The sequence below is a fragment of the Vibrio breoganii genome, from assembly GCF_001677275.1.
Taxonomy (GTDB): domain Bacteria; phylum Pseudomonadota; class Gammaproteobacteria; order Enterobacterales; family Vibrionaceae; genus Vibrio; species Vibrio breoganii.
In genome coordinates this window covers 2357869-2378952 of the sequence record NZ_CP016177.1, presented here as the reverse complement: position 1 = coordinate 2378952, position 21084 = coordinate 2357869, and the positions used below count along the sequence as shown (strand labels likewise).

Below are 21084 nucleotides of genomic sequence, written 5' to 3'. Positions count from 1 at the left end.
TTTATTTTAGCCAACTAAATGTAGCAAGCTCGCAGTCTTTTCACTTCGACGTTCACTTCTTTTACTGTTTTGAAGTGACGTTCTTCAGCGTGATGAGGAAGGATTAACTTCCCGTTATCAAACTCAAACTTACCGACGCCGTAAATATAAATTCTTCCCTTGAATAGTCTACTTACGTGTTTTGCAATCATGCTAGGAACATAACGCTTAAACAGTCTCATTTCTGAACCCTTTCTAATTTTTATTTATTCTCTGCCTCCATGGCGAGAACGATTATAGGTTATTTGTTTCTACGAAATTGTGATGCAACTGGATTAATAAACAGAACGCTCATCTGATCTGATGTTTTAAACTGATTTTGCGATTTAGCTCAGATTTAAATGGTGTCCATCTAGGTTTGTATAGGTTTAAGTACTGACTTTGTCGCCTATAAACTGCATTTACCTTCATATAGACCGTGAAATTGCTGAAAAAGTTCTAGCCAATAGAATTGTAGGTGTAACTAAGTGTTAATGTGCAGGGAGGAAATGCGGATTTATGGGGTGTTAATAGCTTTTGTGATGTGTGAAAACTGAGGCTTACAAAACTTCAGAACGTCCTCGGTGCGAAGCATGATCCCAGCCATATCGCTACCACTACTGATGGTGACTTCTGCGAGCTGCAAAACAGAGTGATCGAAGATCGCCGTAATCGATTCAGGGAGCATTAGAGGAGTTAAAGTGCCTGGCTTAAAGCCAGTGATATGAGCCACCTCCTCTGCATTGACGCAGGTTGTGCGCCGGCAGTTGAAGTGTGCGCGAACCTTTTTAGGATCGACTTGCTGATCTCCAGGTATGCACGCCAAGAAAAGCTTACCGCCCATATCTCTCAGCAACACCGTTTTTAACATGATGTATGAGGAGATACCTCGCTGTTTGGCTGCATCGTCAATGGAGATAGCAGGAGTAGAGTGGGGCAACATAGTGAAACCCACTCCATTCCTTTGTAAAAACTGGGTGACCGCAGTTTCTAGCATTTACTGTTCGATATCGTAGGGCAGTTCCACCAAAGACCAAGTGTTAGTGGTGTCGCCAGCCAGTCTAAACTGAGTATCAAACTCAATGTCCTTGTTAAGGACAATCAATGCCAAAGCCTCACCCTGTTGGTTGCGATATTGCGCGATCGCTTCACCGGCACCACGCCAGTTTTCGCCCACCTGACGCTCAAAGGTGAAAGCAACGTTCTCGTTTGCTGTGCCTTGCAGTAAGCGCATGACTTTTTTGTTTGTCCCGCGATACTTGGCTCTGGCAACGGTTTCCTGACCGGTGTAACAGCCTTTTTCAAAGTTAATGCCGTCGAGTGCTTGCAGGTTCAATGTTTGAGGAATATGGGTGTTTTGCTGAGATTGAATCACTCGAGGGATACCATTAACCACATCAACATAGTCCCACGCATCAGCGCTGATCTCTTCGGCGTTTTGCAACTGTGGCTTTAGACTTTCGTGTTCATCTTCATTAACCAGCAATAGCCAGCGCTGCGAATCAATTTTTATCGCGCTGCCAGAAGCGATAGAACGCACATCCCCTTGTCCGTCAGTAATAGAGTCGATAAAGCTGTCAGCTTGTTCGCCGAGCACACCAATACTGATTTGCGATGACAGCTCAAGGTCTACCTTTGAAAAAACCGAATACTTTTTTATTTCTTGTAGGGCGGTTTCAATACCCGACTTATGCTGCCATAAGGCGTAACCTTGATTGTGATGAAACAGTCGAAACAGGCTCCACATTTTCCCTTTAGCATCGCAGTGAGCACCTAAGGTAGAACGCTCAGCGTCCAATTGGACGACATCACAGGTTACCTGACCCTGAAGATAAGATTTGCTGTCCGCACCGGTTACTGCGATAGCTTGCCAGTCAGAGAGTGAAGTCCATGCGAGTGAAGGCAAGTGTAAAGAAACAGAAGATGTTGCACTCATAGTGATTCCTTGAGCTAAGTCGTTGGGTATATGGTAATCACTATTGATGTGTATGTCTAAGGATGCAATTTCAACCCTAAGGTCGATAAATCATCGGATGTAAGCTGCAAGCTGTGATTAAGCTAATAGTTACAGTTTGGCGGGACTGGTACACTCGGGCAAAAGGAATGATTTATTTTTGAGGTAACGCATGTACACACCAGAGCAAAAAGCACGTATTAAATGGGCGTGTCGACGCGGTATGTTGGAGTTGGACGTTGTTATTATGCCCTTCTTTGAAGAATGCTTTGACGGGCTGACCGACCAAGAAAAGAAGGATTTTGTAGCGCTATTAGAGTGTGATGATCCGGATCTATTTACTTGGGTGATGGGTCATGGTCGCAGTGAAAACTTAGCGTTAGCTTCGATGATTGATAAAGTCGTTGCGCATAACCTGAGTAAGGTTCGCTCTTAAGCTCGCGGCACGAACAGCATTTATAGAAAAGGCGCTCATTCAATGAGCGCCTTTTTAGTCTTTACTCTAAATGAGAGTGTTTTGATCAGTTTGGGTAGCTTTTATCTGAACGGTTAGGCACCAAGATGGTCGGCTTAGCTTCTTCTAGCATCTCTGGGTAGTCCAGGGTGTAGTGCAGGCCTCGACTCTCTTTTCGCTCCATCGCACAGCGAACCATCAGATCCGCGACTTGCAACAGGTTACGTAACTCAAGTAGGTTGTTTGAGACGCGGAAGTTGCTGTAGTAGTCGTTTACTTCTTGTTGCAGGAGCTGAATGCGTCGCAGGGCGCGCTCAAGCCTCTTGTCGGTGCGGACTATGCCCATGTAATCCCACATGAACAGCCTTAGCTCATGCCAATTGTGTTGAAGGATAACTTCTTCATCAGAGTTACATACCTGACTCTCATCCCAGCATGGCAAGTTATCGGGCATTTCAGCTTGGTCCAGTTGCTTAAGAATGCTCTTCGCTGCAGACCATGCATACACCACACACTCAAGTAAAGAGTTCGACGCCATGCGGTTTGCGCCGTGCAATCCGGTATAGCTTACCTCGCCTATGGCATACAATTGCTTAACGTCTGTCTGGCCTTCTGGGGTCACCATTACACCACCACAGGTGTAGTGTGCCGCAGGAACAATCGGGATGGGTTCCTTGGTCATATCAAGTCCAAGGTCTTGCAAACGCATGTGAATTGTAGGGAAGTGCTTAGTGATGAAATCAGCGGATTTATGGCTGATATCGAGGTACATGCAATCGGCACCTAGGCGTTTCATTTCAAAGTCGATAGCGCGAGCAACGATATCGCGTGGTGCCAACTCTTCGCGAGAGTCAAAGTCCGGCATAAAGCGCGAACCGTCAGGTCTTAGAAGGTACGCCCCTTCACCGCGAAGCGCTTCGGTCAATAAGAAGTTTCGCGCTTCAGGGTGGAATAAACACGTTGGATGGAACTGATTGAATTCAAGGTTCGAAACACGGCATCCTGCGCGCCATGCCATGGCTATACCATCGCCAGAAGACACATCAGGGTTACTGGTGTATTGATACACCTTCGAAGCGCCACCTGTCGCCAGCACGACAAACTTAGCTGCGATCGTCTCTACATGTTCTGAATCGCGATTCCACACATATGCGCCCACAACTTTTTGTGCATCACCACCAATCTTATCTTCAGTGATTAAATCGACGGCGTTATGTCGCTCTAACACTGTAATGTTTGGGTGGTTAAGGACATTCTCTTGAAGAGAGGTTTGCATGGCCATTCCCGTGGCATCTGCCGCATGCAAAATACGTCTGTGACTGTGTCCACCTTCACGAGTTAAGTGATAGCGAGGCGTATCATCGTCATCGTCGGACTCTTCTTGATCAAATGGAACACCGCCATCGATGAGCCATTGGACACACTTTTTGGCGTTTTCAGCAATAAACTGAACCTTGTCTTTTTCACAAAGGCCAGCGCCGGCAATTAAAGTGTCATCAACGTGAGACTCTATAGTGTCCGCTTCATCGAATACGGCAGCGATGCCGCCTTGTGCGTAGAAGGTAGCGCCTTCACGACTTAGACTTTTACTTAATACGATAACCTTGGATTTTTTGGCAACACGAAGAGCCAAAGATAGCCCAGCTGCACCGCTACCTATAACCAGTACATCACATTGATGCTGAGAGATTGAATTCATTGAGACGTTGTTTCCTTTGTTGTCTGTTAGCCTATGCGCTAACTATTAACCCCTAGCCGAACACTCGCTTAATGTTATAGTTTTTGACGTGTTCTTAACCCACCCGGGTACTAGGGTGCTACTATTCGACTACTACTTGTCGCGCAAAGCATTGCGCTGCATCAACAGTTCTAACCTTAGACTGAAGTTCGCTTCTAATTGGCTATCAAGCGCCTAGTACATCACATTTTTGACTAAGTTTTAAAAAAACCTTAATCAAAATGAACTTTTGTACTTTGATTGAGTCACAATAGTGCTCAAGTAATTGGTGCTGTCAATAATACATTATGCACTGAAAAAACTCATATCTGAGAAGATGAGAGCTGAACATAGGAGTAAAAGCTCGAATGAACGAGCAGTTGACCGATCAGGTACTGATTGAGCGCATTCAAAATGGAGATAAGCAAGCCTTTAATCTTCTGGTAGTTAAATATCAGAATAAAGTGTGTAACTTGATTTCTCGATACGTGAATAATCAAAGCGATGTAGCCGATGTGGCGCAGGAGACCTTTATTAAGGCGTATCGTGCTATCCCTAATTTTAGGGGAGAAAGTGCATTTTATACTTGGCTATATCGCATTGCGGTGAACACGGCTAAAAATCATCTTGTCGCACTAGGACGCAGGCCGCCTGCTACTGACGTAGACGCTGAGGACGCCGAATACTTAGAAACTGGGAATGCGCTAAAAGAAATATCGAACCCAGAAAACTTAACGTTGTCGAATGAATTGAAGGAGGTAGTTTTCAATGCAATTGAAGCACTACCAGAAGACCTGAAAACCGCTATGACGTTGCGAGAACTTGATGGATTAAGTTATGAAGAGATCGCAGCTGTTATGGATTGCCCTGTGGGCACAGTTCGTTCGCGAATATTTAGAGCTCGAGAAGCGGTAGAGAAAAAAATGCAACCGCTTCTTCAGCGTTAGAAGATAATCACAATGGTGAAAGTAATGTCTAACAAAGAGAAAATCTCAGCTTTGATGGATGGCGAGTCGGTAGACCTCGGCCTGATCTCTGAGGTGGAAAATGAGAAGGATGCTCAACAGACGTGGCAGAACTACCATCTGATTGGTGATGTGATGCGAGGGGACGCTCCGGATAACCCTAACTGGGATATCGCCAGCCGAGTGGCCCTTGCCCTTGAAGATGAGCCAGCTCACTCAAACAAGGTTCAGCCAATGCTCGAAGAGCAACCTGCGCCGACTAAGGCTAAAAAAGGCCTCCCTCAATGGCTAACCCAATTTAGTCAAGTAGCGGTCGCTGCTTGTGTATCCTTTGCGGTCATTCTAGGGGTTCAACAGTACGGTGGTAGTGTTGATGGACAGCCTTCACAGGTAGCGGAAACCCTTCCTGTTCTGCAGACTATCCCTATGGCGGGTAGTGTTGAGCCAGTAAGCTTAACTCGTGACTCTGTGCGTGCAAAAACTGATGCGAACAAGGTTTCGCCACAGGATGAGCAAATTGCAGAGCAACGTCGCCGCATTAACACTGTGTTGCAAGACTATGAGTTGCAGCTTCGCCTTAACCATAGCGAAACGAACTCTGACGTAGAAACGGAAGTCAAATGAAGAAATTTCTGGCCAGCGCTTTAGCGCTGCTCAGCTTAACAGCCTCTCCTTTAGCCTTAGCAGAAGATAATCCTGCTGAGGCTCTTCTCCACAAGATGAGCGATGCTAGCGATACCCTCAATTATGAGATGTCGTATGTGTTGATTCGAAAGAGCAGTATTGAGCCTTTGGTCTATCGCCAAGCCAATGATAACGACACGCGATTTGCCCAACTCATGTATTTGAGTGGTCCTGTGCGAGAAGTGATTCGTAGAGGCGATCAAGTCAGTTATATCGAACCGGGTATCGACCCTTTCACGATTGCGTCAGATAAAATGGTCGCGCCGTTAATGCCTATGCTCCGTGTCGATACCGAGCGTTTAAAAGACTACTACGACTTTGTTAAGGTTGGTCGTGCTCGTGAAGCGGGAGCCCCGACTCAAGTTGTGCGTGTTGTGCCTAAAGACGGGCAACGATATTCGTACATCGTGTGGATTGATGAACAATCAGCCCTACCTCTTCGAGCCGATTTGATTGACAGAGATGGCGAAATCCTAGAGCAATATCGAACGGTGTCTTACTCTGTGACCGATCATCTTATCCCAATCATGAAGAGCTTAGAGCAAGCAACACTGCCAGATGTGGTGACATTGCCAGACAGTAGTGTTGATGAGATCTCCTGGAGTGCCGATTGGATGCCTAGAGGTTTTGAAAGCAAGAAGATGCAAAGTCATCCCTTGTTTGGTTCAGACCGAATGGTAGAGAGCCAGATCTATTCAGATGGCTTGTTTCAGTTTTCTATCTATGTTGCCCCTGAAGATGATTTATCGTTGAAGCGTCAGCTTGTCAGGCAGGGCAGACGTACTCTGCAAAGTGCTGTAGTGAATCAGCATGAAATAATTGTAGTGGGAGATATTCCTCCTAGTACTGCGCAACGTATATTACAATCAGTGACTTTTCATTAGGTAACTGATCATGATGAACGCACTGGCTCAAGTGACAAGGGTGACAGAGGTAGCGTCACCCAACTCACGAGCTAAACTTTTTAAAGTCGATCTATCCTGTGAGCAACAGACCAGTTGCAACAGCTGCGCCTCTAAATCCAGTTGTGCCACAGGTCAAGTCACCAAAGCCATTGGCAATAAACAACACGCTTGGTCGCTGACAACACCTGTACAGGTCTCAGAAGGCGACATCGTAGAGATTGGCCTACCAGAAAAAGCCTTGCTGTCTGCTGCAGCCTTAGTTTATCTCGTTCCTCTATTGTTTTTGTTCCTTGGTGCTGTGATTGGTGCTGAGATTTCTGAGGTCATGTTCAATGGCCAAGAATGGGTAAGTATACTCTTTGGAGCCGGTTTTGCCTTGTTGAGTGGGATGGTTGTGAAAGCCAAACTCCGACAAACTAATCATGACGCAGAACAACAAGTAACTCTGATTCGTACCCTAGGCCAACAATTAGAAGTAAAATGAAGATAGCGGCAAGCGCTGAAATTGGGTAGAATCTGCCAACCTGAGCAAAATGATGATGAAAAAACCATCATTTTCCCTTTCAATTTTGTATGAGTCTAACCGCACCTTACTATGAAGAACATTCGTAACTTTTCGATTATTGCCCACATTGACCATGGTAAATCCACCTTATCAGATCGCCTGATTCAAGTTTGTGGAGGCCTTAGTGATCGCGAAATGGAAGCGCAAGTTCTTGATTCTATGGATCTTGAAAGAGAGCGTGGCATCACGATCAAATCTCAGAGTGTGACTCTAGACTACAAAGCAAATGATGGGGAAACCTATCAGCTGAACTTCATCGATACTCCAGGACACGTGGATTTTTCTTATGAAGTCTCTCGCTCTCTAGCGGCCTGTGAAGGTGCTTTGCTGGTGGTTGATGCAGGCCAGGGCGTTGAAGCGCAGACGCTAGCTAACTGTTATACCGCAATCGAAATGGATCTAGAGGTAGTGCCAATCTTGAATAAGATTGACCTTCCAGCCGCTGATCCTGAGCGTGTCGCAGAAGAAATCGAAGAGATCGTTGGTATTGATGCGATGGAAGCAACTCGCTGTTCTGCTAAGACAGGCGTCGGTGTTGATGAAGTTCTTGAGACCATCGTTAGCTCTATTCCAGCGCCAGAAGGTGATCCTGAAGGACCTCTGCAAGCGCTGATCATTGATTCATGGTTTGATAACTATCTTGGCGTTGTATCTCTAGTGCGTGTAAAACACGGTAAGCTTAAGAAGAACGACAAGATCAAAGTAATGAGTACAGGCCAAGTTTGGGGCATTGACCGTATCGGTATCTTTACGCCAAAACAGCTTGATACAACAGAACTGAACACCGGTGAGGTAGGTTGGGTTGTTTGTGGTATTAAAGACATCCTAGGTGCGCCAGTAGGCGATACCCTAACTCACGCTAAAGGCGGCTGTGAAAAAGCACTGCCTGGTTTCCAAAAAGTGAAACCACAGGTTTACGCGGGCCTATTCCCTGTATCCTCTGACGATTACGAAAACTTCCGTGATGCACTAGGTAAATTGAGCCTAAACGACGCGTCATTGTTCTATGAGCCAGAGAGTTCAGCCGCGCTAGGCTTTGGCTTCCGCTGTGGTTTCTTGGGTATGCTTCACATGGAAGTTATCCAAGAACGTCTAGAGCGTGAATACGATCTAGACCTTATTACTACGGCACCAACGGTAGTATACGAAGTGGTTAAGACCAGTGGTGATTTACTGTACGTTGATAGTCCAGCGAAGTTACCAGCGGTAAATGATCTTGAAGAGATCCGTGAGCCTATTGCTCGCTGTAACATCCTAGTACCATCAGACTACCTAGGTAATGTTATTACCCTTTGTGTTGAGAAGCGTGGTATTCAGGTTGATATGGTTTATCACGGAAATCAAGTTGCTCTTACTTACGATCTGCCAATGGCAGAAGTGGTACTAGACTTCTTTGACCGTCTAAAATCAACATCACGTGGTTATGCATCTCTAGACTACAATTTCCACCGCTACGCAGAGTCAAGCATGGTGCGTGTAGACGTATTGCTTAATGGCGATACCGTTGATGCATTGGCTATCATCACTCATAAAGACAACTCGCAAACACGCGGTCGTCAGTTGGTTGAGAAAATGAAGGAATTCATTCCTCGCCAGATGTTTGATATTGCTATTCAGGCGGCAATTGGTAACCATATTATCGCTCGTTCAACCGTTAAGCAGTTGCGTAAAAACGTAATCGCTAAATGTTACGGTGGTGATATAAGTCGTAAGAAAAAGCTTTTGAAGAAGCAGAAAGAAGGTAAGAAGCGTATGAAGCAAATCGGTAACGTTGAGCTTCCGCAAGAGGCCTTCCTAGCGATTCTTCACGTAGGCAAAGACTAACCATTAAAAATGGTTAAGTAAGAATTACAAAGTGAAAGGGTTAATGACCCTTTCACTTTCGTTGTTTTAGAAACAGTTAAATTTAAGGGATTTCAATGGCTAATACGTTTTCACTAATCCTAGTCTGTGTGACTTTGGTTACTGGTATTGTCTACGCTCTAGAAAAGTTCGTTTGGGCAAAGAAAAGAGCGGCCAAGGTGGCAGAGGTTGAGGCTCAAACAACGGGTTTGGACGATAAAACCAAGGCTAAGATTGCTCATCAGCCATGGTGGATTGAGAACAGTGTTTCTATTTTCCCTGTGATCGCCTTCGTGTTGGTATTGCGTTCGTTTATCTACGAACCCTTTCAGATCCCATCGGGCTCTATGATGCCAACCTTGCTGATTGGTGACTTCATCGTTGTTGAGAAATTCTCTTACGGCTTGAAAGACCCTGTATGGCGCAACCAGTTAGTTGAAACGGGCAAGCCAGAGCGCGGTGACGTAGCGGTCTTTAAATTCCCACCTCAACCAAACATTGACTACATTAAGCGAGTAATCGGCTTGCCGGGTGATACGGTTCGCTATACTCAAGATAAGAAACTTTGTATTAAGCCAAGTGGTGAGAAGCAATGTACGCCAGTGCCTCTAATCAACTATACGGAAAGTGAGTTTATACAAAATAACATCCCATTGATTCGTCTAGACGAAACCATGGGTGAACATCAGCACCAAATATTGGTGAATCCACTGCGTCAGGATAACGTAGCGGCGTATCAGCCTAGAGCTGGTGTTCGTGAATGGATTGTGCCACAAGGGCATTATTTCATGATGGGTGACAACCGTGATAACAGCGCAGATAGCCGTTATTGGGGCTTTGTTCCCGAAGCCAACCTAGTTGGTAAAGCAGTTGGAATATGGGTGAGCTTTGAGTTTGATCGCAGTGACGACAGCTTCCTGCCATCTTGGATTCCAACCGGTATCCGTTTAAACCGCATTGGCGGCATAGAGTAATCAGAGAGTATGACTTCTCAATTAGCTAGATTAGAAAAGAGCATTGGATACAAATTCAATGACTTAGATAAACTGAACTTGGCGCTGACCCACCGCAGCGCCAATGGCAAACATAATGAGCGACTGGAGTTTCTGGGCGATTCAATTTTAAGTTTTGTCATCACAGATGATTTGTACCACCGTTTCCCTAAGGTAAACGAGGGTGACATGAGTCGAATGCGTGCCACATTGGTAAGAGGTAAAACTCTGGCTGAACTCGCGCGTGAATTTGAACTCGGAGACTACTTAAAATTAGGTCCAGGTGAGTTGAAGAGTGGCGGATTCCGTCGTGACTCTATCCTTGCAGATGGGGTAGAAGCCATTATCGGAGCTATATACCTAGACAGCGGTACAGAGCCAGTGCGAGCGATTGTTCTTAGCTGGTACATGAGTCGCCTTGAGGCGATAGAACCTGGTGTATCGCAAAAAGACCCTAAGACACGTCTTCAGGAGTTCTTGCAAGGTCGTCGTAAGCCCTTACCGACTTACGACGTAACTAAGATTAAGGGTGAGGCTCACAACCAAGAGTTTACCGTTGATTGCGTAGTATCAGGTGTAGAAAGACCTTTTACGGGTAAAGGCACCAGTCGTCGCAAAGCTGAACAAGCTGCGGCTGAACTTGCGTTGGAGAAATTAACTAATGTCTAATCACGATCAGCCAGAAGATCAAGGTATCGACCTTGATGCGTACTTTGCTTCGCACAACCAAGAAAAAGCAACCTCTGTGGACAACCAACACTGTGGCTTTATCGCTATTGTGGGTCGACCTAACGTAGGTAAATCAACGCTTCTTAACCATATCCTTGGTCAGAAGATCTCGATTACCTCGCGTAAACCTCAGACAACTCGTCACCGTATTATGGGTGTAGACACTGACGGTGATTTTCAGGCTATCTTTGTGGATACCCCAGGGCTTCACATCGAAGAAAAGCGCGCGATCAACCGTTTGATGAACCGCGCAGCGAACAGTTCCTTGAGTGATGTAAACCTGGTATTTTTCTTGGTCGATGGCACCCACTGGACTGCTGATGATGAGATGGTGCTAAACAAGCTAAGAGCGGCAAACTTCCCTGTTGTATTGTGTGTGAATAAGGTTGATAAAGTACAAGACCGCAACCTTGTCATGCAGCACATGCAAGAGATGACGCAGAAGATGGACTTCGTTGATGTGGTGCCTATCTCTGCAAAACTAGGCAAGAACACCGACGTATTGCGCAAGCACGTTCGTGACTTCCTACCAAAGGCGACTCACCACTTCCCTGAAGAGTACGTAACAGACCGCTCTCAGCGCTTTATGGCCTCAGAGATCGTGCGTGAGAAATTAATGCGTTTCACTGGTGACGAGCTACCATACTCAGTGACTGTGGAAATCGAACGCTTTGATTACAACCCTGATAATGATGGTTTCCACATTAACGCTCTGATCCTCGTTGAGCGTAGTGGCCAGAAGAAAATGGTCATTGGTAAGGGTGGTGACAAGATAAAAACCATCGGACGAGAAGCTCGTTTAGATATGGAAGAGTTATTTGGTCGCAAGGTTTACCTAGAGACTTGGGTTAAGGTCAAATCTGGTTGGGCTGACGATGAGCGAGCACTTCGTTCATTGGGCTACATGGATGACCTATAAAGATTAAACTCAAAACTCCACCTTAGACGTGGAGTTTTTTATGGCATCAATACTATGTCGGTAATTGAAGGCTTCCAACGTTGCTTTGTATTGCATCGTCGTCCTTATACAGAATCTAGCTTGATCTTAGATGTCTTTTCTGAGGAATTTGGTCGTGTGACCATCCTGAGTAAAGGCGGCAGAAGCAAGCGCTCACCATTAAAAGGGGCTCTGCAACCCTTTACACCCCTACTGCTCAAGTGGTCGGGGGGCGGTTCTATGAAAACCCTACGCCAAGCCGAACCCATTAGTCTCGGTTTACCTTTGAGTGGCGTAACTCTTTATTCAGCCATGTACATCAATGAAATCTTGGTGCGAGTGATTGCACAAGAGGTGCCCTATCCTGAGCTGTTTATTGACTATCTGCATGCGTTAACCGAGCTTGCTCAAGCCGATAACCCAGAACCCGCACTGCGCCGCTTTGAACTCGCTTTGCTGAATGCGCTTGGGTATGGCGTTGATTTTATGCACTGCTCGGGCACAGGCGAACCCATAGACCCTAAGATGACCTATCGTTATCGGGAACAGCAAGGCTTCATTGCATCGGTGCGAAAAGACAACCTAACCTTTATGGGGGAAGAGTTGATCGCCTTGAGTGAAAGACGTTTTACCTCAAAATCTCAGTTGAGCGCGGCAAAGCGCTTTACACGTATAGCCTTGAAGCCTTATCTTGGCGGAAAACCAATAAAAAGTCGGGAGTTATTTATGCCCCGAACACGGAGTATCGGAAAATGAATCCAATCTTACTTGGGGTCAACATTGACCACATTGCGACCCTACGAAATGCGCGCGGAACTAAGTATCCAGATCCAGTTCACGCAGCAGAAATCGCCGAACGTGCAGGTGCTGATGGCATCACGATTCACCTACGCGAAGACCGTCGTCATATCCTAGACAGAGACGTTCGTATCCTAGCTGAGACGATTCAGACTCGCATGAATCTTGAGATGGCCGTCACTGACGAGATGGTGGATATCGCCCTTAAGACTAAGCCAGAATTCGTCTGCTTGGTTCCTGAGAAGCGTGAAGAGCTAACGACGGAAGGCGGTCTAGACGTAGTAGGTCAGTTCGACAAGATCAAAGCCGCTACAGAAAAACTGGCAGCAGCAGGCATCAAGGTATCGCTGTTTATTGATCCAAATTCGAAGCAAATCGATGCATCGAAGGCGGCTGGCGCGCCTTTCATTGAGCTTCATACGGGTCACTATGCAGAAGCGCAGACTGAAGAAGAGCAACACAAAGAGCTTAAGGTTATTGCCGAAGCGGCAACCTATGCATCAGGCTTAGCCATCACGGTAAATGCGGGACACGGTCTGACGTATCATAACGTTGGCCCTGTTGCGGCATTGCCTGAAATCTATGAGCTGAACATAGGTCACTCGATTATGGGTCGTGCAGTATTCGATGGTTTGAACAAAGCGGTCGCTGACATGAAAGCCATCATGGATCAGGCTCGTAAGTAATGGCCATTGTTGGTTTAGGAACTGACATTGCAGAGATTGAGCGCGTAGAAAAGGCGCTCAATCGTACCGGTGTTAGTTTTGCTGAGCGCATTCTAACTGAGGTTGAGATGGAGCGATTTCATGAGCTCACCTCAAAGGCTAAGTTCCTAGCCAAACGCTTTGCCGCCAAAGAAGCCGCCTCTAAGGCTTTAGGTACTGGCATAGCAAAAGGTGTGTCATTCCAAGACTTCACCGTTAGTAATGACGCCTTGGGCAAACCTGTGCTACTGCTGTCGGGTAAGGCTCAAGACATTTCGCAGCAGCTTGGCGTTGCGCATATTCATCTCTCAATATCTGATGAAAGGCACTACGCCGTCGCTACGGTTATTCTCGAGCGTTAACCCTGTAGGTACAAGCGAGCGGTCGTTTGTACCTTCTCCATTTCATCTTGAAGCTCTAACAACTCAGGCTCAATATCCTCAATGGTCTCTCCTGAGCGCAACATCTGTTCGAGCAACGCACAGGCCTTCTTAAGCTTAGGAACACCGCAATAGCTGCTACTACCATGCAGTTTATGGATATGGTGGATAAGGTCTTCGCGTGAGCCTAACTGCTCATCAATTGCTTGCTCTACAATCTCATTCACCTCTGGAATGTAATCCACGAGCATCTGCAGCATCTCTTTGGCTAAATCTTCCTTGTTGGCGGATTGAGCTAAGGCCGCTCGCCAGTCAATGATGACGTCGCTGCTTGGCGTAGAGACGACTTCTGGTGCAGAGACTGCCACTGGCTCATCAATTGGGTTTCCACCCCAATGATTGAGTACCTTAAGCAGAACTCGCTCTTCAATAGGTTTGGTGAGGTAGTCATCCATACCCGCTTGCAGCAGTCTATCGCGCTCACCACTCATCGCATGAGCGGTCACCGCAATGATAGGCGTATCTTTGTTGGTTGCCGTTTGCTTAATGGCTTGGCAAGCCGCCACACCATCTAACCCTGGCATCTGAATATCCATCAAGATCAAATCAAAGTGGGTGCGAGTGGCTTCGTCGACGGCGCTCTGACCATTGGAGCAGGTCGTTACGGATTCTACGTGCTCATCAAGTAAGGCGCTGATGAGTTTTAGGTTGGCAGGGTTGTCGTCAACGGCCATCACTTTAAGTGGTAGTTTCTCAAGCAACAGAGGCTCGGGTTTTTCGTAGATAGGCACACTGCTGTCTTGGCCGCGTAGCATCGCCTGCATGATCTTGGTACGTGTCAGTGGCTTGATAATACAGGTCACAGAATGCTGAGCCATCAAGGTTTCAGATAGGGCTAACTGGTTACTTGGCAGACCAATAATCACATTCGGACAAACCGCTTTGGCTTGATAGATAAACTCGACCAGTTCTGCCTCTCCCATGATCTCATTCACTGGAACGTTATAGATAATATAATCATGGGGAGTAATGGACTCAGGAATTGCCGAGCGATACTGAGTAACAATACTTTCTTGAGTTAACAGTTGTTGCAGTACATTGGCCGCTTGCAGGTTTTGCTCAATCAACAGCACTTCTTTGCCACGAATATCTGAAAGATCGATCTGTTCAAGTGGCAAGTCGGTGGTATTGAGGCGAATAGTGAACCAGAAGGTTGAGCCTTGGTGCAGACGACTGGTTAGGCTGATCTCACCGCCCATTTGGCGCACCAGTTTCTGGGTAATGACAAGGCCAAGACCTGTACCACCATAGCGTCTTGAGATGCTGGCATCCGCTTGGCTAAATGCTTGGAACAGTTGGGCTTGCTGGCGCTCAGAGATACCGATACCGCTATCTTTGACCATAAACTGGATCTCAACTTGATCTTCTTTTTGTGTTCGAAGTTCAATGCTGACGTCAATGTTGCCGCGTTCGGTAAATTTAACTGCATTACCCACTAAGTTAGTCAGTACTTGCTGAATGCGTAATGAATCGCCTACCACCCCAGCCGGGATCTTAGGGTCGATCTTCAGGGTTAACTCGAGTCCTTTTTCGTGCGCGCTTGGGGCCTGAAGATTGACCACTTCTTCCAGAGATTCTTGGAAATCAAATGGGATATTTTCTAGAAGCAGTTTACCCGCCTCAAGTTTAGAAAAGTCTAAGATGTCATTGATAATGCTAAGTAAATTGTTGGCTGAACGCTCGATAGTTAACAGGTAATCGGTTTGGCTATGCGACAAATTGGTCTTGAGCATTTGACGAGTAAAGCCGATCACGCCATTGAGCGGTGTTCTTAATTCGTGTGACATATTGGCTAAGAACTCAGACTTCACGCGCGCGGCTTCTTGAGCGCGTTTCTTAGCAATATCCAGCTCAACGTTTTGGATTTCCAGCTGCTCTAGGGTTTCACGAAGATCGGAAGTCGCTTGGTCGATACTGTGCTGCATCTCTATATGGTATTCAGAGAGCGACATTGCCATGGCATTGATACCGTTCTTCAGTGAATTAAGCTCACCATGCATTTTGCCTTCAATACGTACGTCTAACTGTCCGCGTCGAATTCGGTCCACACTATTTTTGAGGTGGGTAATCGGCGCAGTAATATCTTGCATTAATCGATAGGCGAAAAAGGCGGATAGCCCTACGCCAAGGAACATCACAACCAGCGCTACCACGATCTCTTGATACTGTTGCAGCCTCAAGCTAGAGAGATCCAGCTCTATGGCGATGTAGCCCAACACTTGATTACTTTCTTTTGAGTCTGCTTGAGGCGCGACAAATTGAGCCTCGGCGATGACTGGCGTTCTGATAATCAGCTTGGTATCAATTAACTGAACGGTGCTGTGCAGTGGAATGGGCTCTGATTGTGGGAACATCAGGCTTTGGAAATTAGGATGAAAGTTTGAGGTAACAAATAGTTCGTGATTGGCATCGAATACTGCGATACTTCGCACCACATCTGAGCGCTTGCGATGACTGTAACTGATCAGCCTTCTCACCGCTTCGCGATTTTGCTGTAACATGGCGAATTCACTGGCAATCGCCAGAGGTTCCACAATGTTGGTACCGGCGGTGATCAATTGCGCTTCAAGGTCGTTGTATCGATTTGAAGTAAAGAACACGCTCAACAACATCCCAACGATGAGTGTTGGGGCGAGAGTCAATGTTATTACGCGTGCGCGAAGTCCGTATCTTGTCATGTTTTATTAATGTGCCGGATGTGAAAAAATAAGCCTTCAAAGGCTTTTGAGTTTCCTAAACTTGAACCTAAGTCTAAATCATTGAAATTAAAATTGCTTCCCAAGAACTCTGTCAGACTGAAAACTCAGTCAAAAGCTTGATGCATGACCGTTAAAACTTACTAGGCACACCTCTATGGCTAACTTTTACAAACCGCAAAAAAATAACAACCGTACCCAAAAGCACTTGAGTCTGACCATCGAAAAATACGACTTTCAGGGTGCAGGGATGGCATACGCCCAAGGAAAGCCAGTGTTCATTTCTGGAGCCTTGGTGGGTGAAGAAGTGGTATGTCAGCCTGTAGAGAGCAAAGCGAAATTCATAAAGGCTAAATTAATCAAAGTATTAAAGGTCAGTGATGAGCGTGTGGCGGCATTTTGCCCGCACTTTCAGCAATGTGGTGGATGTACCTTGCAGCATATGCCATACGAGCAGCAGTTAGAGGTGAAGCAACAGGCCTTCTCTAAGGTGATGTCTAAGGTTGCACCGCAACAAGAATTAGAAGCGCCGATAGTGGGTAATAGTAAAAGCTATCGTCGTAGAGCGCGCATTAGCCTGCTGTGGGATACCAAAAAGAGCAAATTGCATTTTGGCTTCAGAGAAGGGCAGAGCAAAAATATAGTGACCGTTAATCAGTGTCCCGTGCTAGCCGATTCTCTTGCAGGTCTATTTCCTGAAATGAAGACCCTCTTAGAAGGGGTATCTCAACCTAAGATTCTTGGTCACCTAGAACTGGTAGAAGCGGATAATACTAAGGTTATCTTGCTTCGCACTAGTGCTGAACTAAGAGCGAAAGACAGCAAAGCAGTGTTAGATTTTGCCCAGCAGCATAACCTTACCTTGTATCTTCATGAGGGGCAGAGCAAGCCGAAAAAAATGTGCGGCGAATCACCAAGGTGCAATGAGACAGGTTTCGAGTTGGATTTCTTGCCTACCGATTTTATTCAGGTTAATCGCTCTGTGAATCAACAGATGGTTTCTCAAGCTATCGAATGGCTTGATGTGAACGAGAATGAAAGAGTGCTGGATCTGTTCAGTGGCGTTGGCAACTTTACCTTCCCACTCAGTGCTAAGGCAAAAGCGGTGGTTGGCATTGAAGGGGTCGATGAGATGGTCTCTAGAGCGAGTGACAATGCGAAGACGCTGGGCATAGATACGGCCGAATTTTATCAAGCTAACCTTGCAGAGCTTACCGGAAAGGAAGGCTGGGCAACGGAGCGCTTTGATAAAATCCTTTTGGATCCTGCCAGAGCGGGCGCTGCGGGTGTGGTGGAAAAGCTCTCTTCATTTGAGGCTTCGCGCATCGTGTATGTATCTTGTAACCCTGCGACTCTAGCTCGTGATAGTGAATCTTTACTTGAGCAAGGCTATAAGGTGGTGAAAATGAGAATTTTAGATATGTTCCCACATACTGGGCATCTAGAATCCATGGTGTTATTTGAGAAATGACGCAAATTTCCAAATTTTGCTAAACAGCTGAATCGCCCTAGGGGTATACTGTTGCAAGAAATGTACGAGAGTAAAATCATAGTTATTTAGGGACGAAATATGGTTGCGGTACGCAGTGCGCACATAAAAAAGGATGAAGAGTTTAACCTTGATGGCTGGATAGGCAGTCTAAAGCAAGGGCAAAAAACCGAGAACAAGCTGCGCAAGCTGTACATCGATTGTGAAGAGATGCTAGCAAGTCATGAGCAAAAGGAATTATTGCTATGGCGTGGGCGTGAGATGATCGAAATATTGATCACTCTATCTATGGATAGAGCGACCCTGCTTGCAGCGCAATTATTCCCAGTTGTCTCCAGTGGTTTATTTGACACCGAAGAGCTTAAAGAGCGTTACGGCCAAGAGATCATGAAATTGATTGAGGGCGTTGAAGAGATGGCCGCCATTGGCCAACTAAACGCCTCCTTAGAGAGCAGTAGCGCTTCTTCCCAGATTGATAACGTTAGACGCATGTTGCTGGCTATGGTGGATGATTTCCGCTGTGTCATCATTAAGCTCGCCGAGCGGATCTGTAATTTACGTGAAGTGAAAAACGCCCCAGATGAAGTGCGCCAAGCCGTTGCTAAAGAGTGTGCCAACATCTATGCACCGCTTGCTAATCGCCTGGGTATTGGTCAGCTAAAATGGGAAATCGAAGACTACGCGTTTCGCTATCAAAATCCGACTACCTATAAAAAAATTGCCAAGCAATTAGCTGAACGACGCATAGACCGCGAGCGCTACATCACCGAATTTGTTGATGATCTCGAATCAGAAATGAAGCGCACCAATATTAATGCTGAGGTAAGTGGTCGTCCGAAACACATCTTTAGTATCTGGCGTAAGATGCAGAAGAAAAAGCTCGCCTTTGATGAGCTTTTTGATGTGCGTGCAGTGCGAATCATTGCTGACCAACTGCAAGATTGTTACGGCGCTCTAGGCATCGTACACACCAAATATAAGCACCTTCCCAGTGAGTTCGATGACTATGTCGCGAACCCAAAACCTAACGGCTATCAATCTATTCATACCGTTGTGCTTGGGCCTGAAGGCAAAACCATAGAGATTCAAATCCGTACCAAGCAAATGCATGAAGACTCTGAGCTTGGTGTGGCTGCCCACTGGAAATACAAAGAGGGCAGTTCAGGTGGTCGCAGTGGCTACGATGAGAAGATTACTTGGCTGCGCAAACTGCTTGATTGGCAAGAAGAGATGTCGGATTCCGGTGAGATGCTGGACGAGTTGCGCTCTCAAGTGTTTGATGATCGCGTTTATGCCTTTACCCCTCGTGGTGATGTAGTCGACCTGCCGATGGGGGCGACGCCTCTCGACTTTGCTTACCACATTCACTCTGAGGTAGGGCACCGTTGTATTGGCGCTAAGGTCGCAGGAAGAATCGTACCGTTTACCCATCAATTGGAAATGGGCGATCAGGTTGAGATCATCACGCAAAAAGAGCCAAATCCCTCTCGAGATTGGCTAAACCCATCATTAGGTTTTGTTCACTCAAGCCGCGCTCGTGCCAAGATAAATGCTTGGTTTAGAAAACAAAGTCGAGAGAAGAACATCGATGCGGGTAAAGAGATCCTAGAAGTTGAACTGGCTAAGATTGGCGCTAATTTAAAAGACGCTGACCTCTACGCCTTGAAACGCTTTAACGTCAATTCAGCTGATGAGTTGTATGCTGGGATCGGCAGTGGTGACTTGCGTATTAACCAAGTGGTTAATCACATCAATGCCCTAGTCAACAAGCCAACAGCGGAAGAGGAAGATAAGCAAGCCCTTGAAAAGCTTAAGAGTGTAGACTCGACAGCGCCGATTGAGAGCAAGCCACACAAAGACGCGGTGGTGGTTGAAGGGGTTGATAATCTCATGACCCACTTGGCGCGCTGTTGTCAGCCGATACCGGGTGACCGAATCAGTGGTTACATTACACAAGGTCGCGGTATCTCTGTGCATCGCAGTGATTGTGACCAACTCAACGAGCTAAGGCATCATGCCCCAGAACGAATCATAGATACGGTATGGGGAAGTGGTTTTGTTGGCTCGTTTATTCTGACCTTGAGAGTGGAAGCGCTAGAGCGCACAGGTCTGTTAAAGGACATTACTACCTTGATTACTAACGAAAAGCTCAAGGTAGCGAGTATGCGTTCACGCACCGATCACAAGCGCCAAATGTCGATTATGGATCTCGATGTTCAAGTGAACAGTGTTGAAATTAGCTCTCGGGTTCAATCTCGAATCGAGCAGATCAAAGACGTTATCTCCGTCAAACGTCTTGGCTAACCCATCTAACAAGCCCCTGAAAAGGGGCTTTCTTTTTTGAATGTGAATTGGAAATATTATGTCAGCTTCAAACTCCATCGAACAATTGCTATCCATAATGGCCACGCTCCGTGACCCTGAACAGGGTTGCCCATGGGACAAAAAGCAGAGCTTTGACACTATCGTTCCCCATACCATTGAAGAAACTTATGAAGTGGTCGATGCCATTCAAAATCAAGACTGGGATAATCTAAAAGAAGAGCTGGGCGACCTACTTTTTCAAGTGATTTTCTACTCGCAAATGGCAAAAGAGCAGCAACTGTTTGATTTTGAAGATGTGCTAGAAGTGCTCAATGAAAAACTTATGCGCCGTCATCCGCATGTTTTTTCTGACGAGAAGTTTGCCAATGAACAAGAAATAAATGACAACTGGGAAGCCGAAAAAGCGAAAGAGAAAGCTCGTTCGGGCAATGTTGAAAAAAGTATTCTAGACTCTGTACCTAAGTCTTTACCTGCACTGAGTCGTGCCAACAAAATTCAAAAACGTTGTGCTAAACATGGCTTTGATTGGGACACCATAGGACCTGTGGTAGACAAGGTGCATGAAGAGGTGCAAGAGGTGCTCGATGAAGCCTTGCAAGTAACTGTTGTGCAAGAGAAAGTCGAGGATGAGTTGGGTGATCTTTTGTTCGCTACAGTTAACCTAGTTAGGCACCTAAATTGCAACCCAGAGGTCGCTCTGGGCAAGGCAAACAACAAATTTGAAAGACGCTTTAGAGCAGTAGAAAAAAAGGTTCAAGAACAAGGTCGCAAGCTAGATGATTGTGACCTTGAGTATCTTGATTCTTTGTGGGATTTAGTAAAACAAGATGAGCGGAAGTAAAATTGGCTTTAGAAGATTGAATTGATTTG

At 46.1% G+C, this 21084-nt stretch carries 20 protein-coding genes; 15 read left to right on the top strand and 5 right to left on the bottom strand.

The window, feature by feature from the left end; genetic code table 11:
• Positions 1 to 14: 14 nt before the first annotated feature.
• From A6E01_RS10955 to ygfZ, 3 genes are all read right to left on the bottom strand, one after another.
• Positions 15 to 221 carry a DUF1107 domain-containing protein gene (locus tag A6E01_RS10955; RefSeq protein WP_017027167.1) on the bottom strand — a complete coding sequence of 69 codons (207 nt, stop codon included), beginning with the start codon at positions 219 to 221 and terminating at the stop codon, positions 15 to 17.
• A gap of 314 nt (positions 222 to 535) precedes the next feature.
• Positions 536 to 1015, bottom strand: coding sequence for an aminoacyl-tRNA deacylase (locus tag A6E01_RS10950; RefSeq protein ID WP_065210220.1), 480 nt, complete (start codon positions 1013 to 1015; stop codon positions 536 to 538).
• Positions 1016 to 1954 carry a tRNA-modifying protein YgfZ gene (gene ygfZ, locus A6E01_RS10945; protein WP_065210219.1) on the bottom strand — a complete coding sequence of 313 codons (939 nt, stop codon included), beginning with the start codon at positions 1952 to 1954 and terminating at the stop codon, positions 1016 to 1018.
• A gap of 190 nt (positions 1955 to 2144) precedes the next feature.
• On the opposite strand from ygfZ, the gene A6E01_RS10940 reads away from it, so the two are divergent.
• Positions 2145 to 2408: an FAD assembly factor SdhE gene (locus A6E01_RS10940; RefSeq protein ID WP_017027170.1), complete on the top strand. Its 264-nt coding sequence runs from the start codon at positions 2145 to 2147 to the stop codon at positions 2406 to 2408.
• An 85-nt stretch (positions 2409 to 2493) separates the two neighbouring features.
• Here A6E01_RS10940 and nadB read toward each other — a convergent pair whose 3' ends face one another.
• Positions 2494 to 4125, bottom strand: a complete 1632-nt coding sequence (gene nadB, locus A6E01_RS10935) for an L-aspartate oxidase (protein WP_017027172.1) — start codon at positions 4123 to 4125, stop codon at positions 2494 to 2496.
• Positions 4126 to 4511: 386 nt separating this feature from the next.
• On the opposite strand from nadB, the gene rpoE reads away from it, so the two are divergent.
• The 11 genes from rpoE to acpS all read left to right on the top strand — a co-directional run bounded on the left by rpoE (position 4512) and on the right by acpS (position 13626).
• Positions 4512 to 5090 carry an RNA polymerase sigma factor RpoE gene (gene rpoE, locus A6E01_RS10930; protein ID WP_017027173.1) on the top strand — a complete coding sequence of 193 codons (579 nt, stop codon included), beginning with the start codon at positions 4512 to 4514 and terminating at the stop codon, positions 5088 to 5090.
• A 24-nt stretch (positions 5091 to 5114) separates the two neighbouring features.
• Positions 5115 to 5732, top strand: coding sequence for an RseA family anti-sigma factor (locus tag A6E01_RS10925; protein WP_065210218.1), 618 nt, complete (start codon positions 5115 to 5117; stop codon positions 5730 to 5732).
• Entirely contained in the window at positions 5729 to 6676 is a 948-nt protein-coding gene (gene rseB, locus A6E01_RS10920) for a sigma-E factor regulatory protein RseB (RefSeq protein WP_017032806.1), read from the top strand. The genes A6E01_RS10925 and rseB overlap by 4 nt, the downstream gene beginning before the upstream one ends.
• 10 nt (positions 6677 to 6686) lie before the next feature.
• A complete protein-coding gene (locus A6E01_RS10915) occupies positions 6687 to 7181 on the top strand; it encodes a SoxR reducing system RseC family protein (RefSeq protein WP_017027176.1) in 495 nt (164 codons plus the stop codon).
• Positions 7182 to 7292: 111 nt separating this feature from the next.
• A complete protein-coding gene (lepA, locus tag A6E01_RS10910) occupies positions 7293 to 9086 on the top strand; it encodes a translation elongation factor 4 (RefSeq protein WP_065210217.1) in 1794 nt (597 codons plus the stop codon).
• A gap of 95 nt (positions 9087 to 9181) precedes the next feature.
• Complete coding sequence (gene lepB, locus A6E01_RS10905) at positions 9182 to 10078, top strand: signal peptidase I (RefSeq protein ID WP_065210216.1); 897 nt, start codon at positions 9182 to 9184, stop codon at positions 10076 to 10078.
• 9 nt (positions 10079 to 10087) lie between these two features.
• Positions 10088 to 10765, top strand: coding sequence for a ribonuclease III (rnc, locus tag A6E01_RS10900; RefSeq protein ID WP_017027179.1), 678 nt, complete (start codon positions 10088 to 10090; stop codon positions 10763 to 10765).
• Complete coding sequence (gene era / locus A6E01_RS10895) at positions 10758 to 11744, top strand: GTPase Era (protein ID WP_017027180.1); 987 nt, start codon at positions 10758 to 10760, stop codon at positions 11742 to 11744. The genes rnc and era overlap by 8 nt, the downstream gene beginning before the upstream one ends.
• 54 nt (positions 11745 to 11798) lie before the next feature.
• Positions 11799 to 12518 (top strand): DNA repair protein RecO, encoded by a 720-nt coding sequence (gene recO / locus A6E01_RS10890; protein ID WP_017242927.1) that lies wholly within the window; start codon positions 11799 to 11801, stop codon positions 12516 to 12518.
• Positions 12515 to 13246: a pyridoxine 5'-phosphate synthase gene (gene pdxJ / locus A6E01_RS10885; protein ID WP_017027182.1), complete on the top strand. Its 732-nt coding sequence runs from the start codon at positions 12515 to 12517 to the stop codon at positions 13244 to 13246. Before recO ends, pdxJ begins: the two co-directional genes overlap by 4 nt.
• Positions 13246 to 13626, top strand: a complete 381-nt coding sequence (gene acpS, locus A6E01_RS10880) for a holo-ACP synthase (protein WP_017027183.1) — start codon at positions 13246 to 13248, stop codon at positions 13624 to 13626. The genes pdxJ and acpS overlap by 1 nt, the downstream gene beginning before the upstream one ends.
• Here acpS and barA read toward each other — a convergent pair.
• On the bottom strand, positions 13623 to 16382 hold the full coding sequence (barA, locus tag A6E01_RS10875) for a two-component sensor histidine kinase BarA (RefSeq protein ID WP_026026065.1): 2760 nt from the start codon (positions 16380 to 16382) through the stop codon (positions 13623 to 13625). The genes acpS and barA overlap by 4 nt on opposite strands.
• A 175-nt stretch (positions 16383 to 16557) precedes the next feature.
• Between barA and rlmD the strand changes: the two genes are divergently transcribed.
• The 3 genes from rlmD to mazG all read left to right on the top strand — a co-directional run bounded on the left by rlmD (position 16558) and on the right by mazG (position 21055).
• Complete coding sequence (rlmD, locus tag A6E01_RS10870) at positions 16558 to 17871, top strand: 23S rRNA (uracil(1939)-C(5))-methyltransferase RlmD (RefSeq protein WP_065210215.1); 1314 nt, start codon at positions 16558 to 16560, stop codon at positions 17869 to 17871.
• A gap of 99 nt (positions 17872 to 17970) precedes the next feature.
• Entirely contained in the window at positions 17971 to 20193 is a 2223-nt protein-coding gene (gene relA, locus A6E01_RS10865; RefSeq protein ID WP_017027186.1) for a GTP diphosphokinase, read from the top strand.
• A 58-nt stretch (positions 20194 to 20251) separates the two neighbouring features.
• Positions 20252 to 21055, top strand: a complete 804-nt coding sequence (gene mazG / locus A6E01_RS10860) for a nucleoside triphosphate pyrophosphohydrolase (RefSeq protein ID WP_065210214.1) — start codon at positions 20252 to 20254, stop codon at positions 21053 to 21055.
• Positions 21056 to 21084 lie beyond the last annotated feature (29 nt).

Excerpts from the sequence above, each read along its gene's own strand:
- A6E01_RS10955 (WP_017027167.1), bottom strand. The coding sequence starts at position 221 with ATGAGACTGTTTAAGCGTTATGTTCCTAGCATGATTGCAAAACACGTA.
- acpS (WP_017027183.1), top strand. The coding sequence starts at position 13,246 with ATGGCCATTGTTGGTTTAGGAACTGACATTGCAGAGATTGAGCGCGTA.
- rnc (WP_017027179.1), top strand. The coding sequence starts at position 10,088 with ATGACTTCTCAATTAGCTAGATTAGAAAAGAGCATTGGATACAAATTC.
- lepB (WP_065210216.1), top strand. The coding sequence starts at position 9,182 with ATGGCTAATACGTTTTCACTAATCCTAGTCTGTGTGACTTTGGTTACT.
- rlmD (WP_065210215.1), top strand. The coding sequence starts at position 16,558 with ATGGCTAACTTTTACAAACCGCAAAAAAATAACAACCGTACCCAAAAG.
- barA (WP_026026065.1), bottom strand. The coding sequence starts at position 16,382 with ATGACAAGATACGGACTTCGCGCACGCGTAATAACATTGACTCTCGCC.
- rseB (WP_017032806.1), top strand. The coding sequence starts at position 5,729 with ATGAAGAAATTTCTGGCCAGCGCTTTAGCGCTGCTCAGCTTAACAGCC.
- nadB (WP_017027172.1), bottom strand. The coding sequence starts at position 4,125 with ATGAATTCAATCTCTCAGCATCAATGTGATGTACTGGTTATAGGTAGC.
- A6E01_RS10925 (WP_065210218.1), top strand. The coding sequence starts at position 5,115 with ATGTCTAACAAAGAGAAAATCTCAGCTTTGATGGATGGCGAGTCGGTA.
- era (WP_017027180.1), top strand. The coding sequence starts at position 10,758 with ATGTCTAATCACGATCAGCCAGAAGATCAAGGTATCGACCTTGATGCG.
- pdxJ (WP_017027182.1), top strand. The coding sequence starts at position 12,515 with ATGAATCCAATCTTACTTGGGGTCAACATTGACCACATTGCGACCCTA.
- relA (WP_017027186.1), top strand. The coding sequence starts at position 17,971 with ATGGTTGCGGTACGCAGTGCGCACATAAAAAAGGATGAAGAGTTTAAC.
- rpoE (WP_017027173.1), top strand. The coding sequence starts at position 4,512 with ATGAACGAGCAGTTGACCGATCAGGTACTGATTGAGCGCATTCAAAAT.
- A6E01_RS10940 (WP_017027170.1), top strand. The coding sequence starts at position 2,145 with ATGTACACACCAGAGCAAAAAGCACGTATTAAATGGGCGTGTCGACGC.
- lepA (WP_065210217.1), top strand. The coding sequence starts at position 7,293 with ATGAAGAACATTCGTAACTTTTCGATTATTGCCCACATTGACCATGGT.
- A6E01_RS10950 (WP_065210220.1), bottom strand. The coding sequence starts at position 1,015 with ATGCTAGAAACTGCGGTCACCCAGTTTTTACAAAGGAATGGAGTGGGT.
- ygfZ (WP_065210219.1), bottom strand. The coding sequence starts at position 1,954 with ATGAGTGCAACATCTTCTGTTTCTTTACACTTGCCTTCACTCGCATGG.
- recO (WP_017242927.1), top strand. The coding sequence starts at position 11,799 with ATGTCGGTAATTGAAGGCTTCCAACGTTGCTTTGTATTGCATCGTCGT.
- A6E01_RS10915 (WP_017027176.1), top strand. The coding sequence starts at position 6,687 with ATGATGAACGCACTGGCTCAAGTGACAAGGGTGACAGAGGTAGCGTCA.
- mazG (WP_065210214.1), top strand. The coding sequence starts at position 20,252 with ATGTCAGCTTCAAACTCCATCGAACAATTGCTATCCATAATGGCCACG.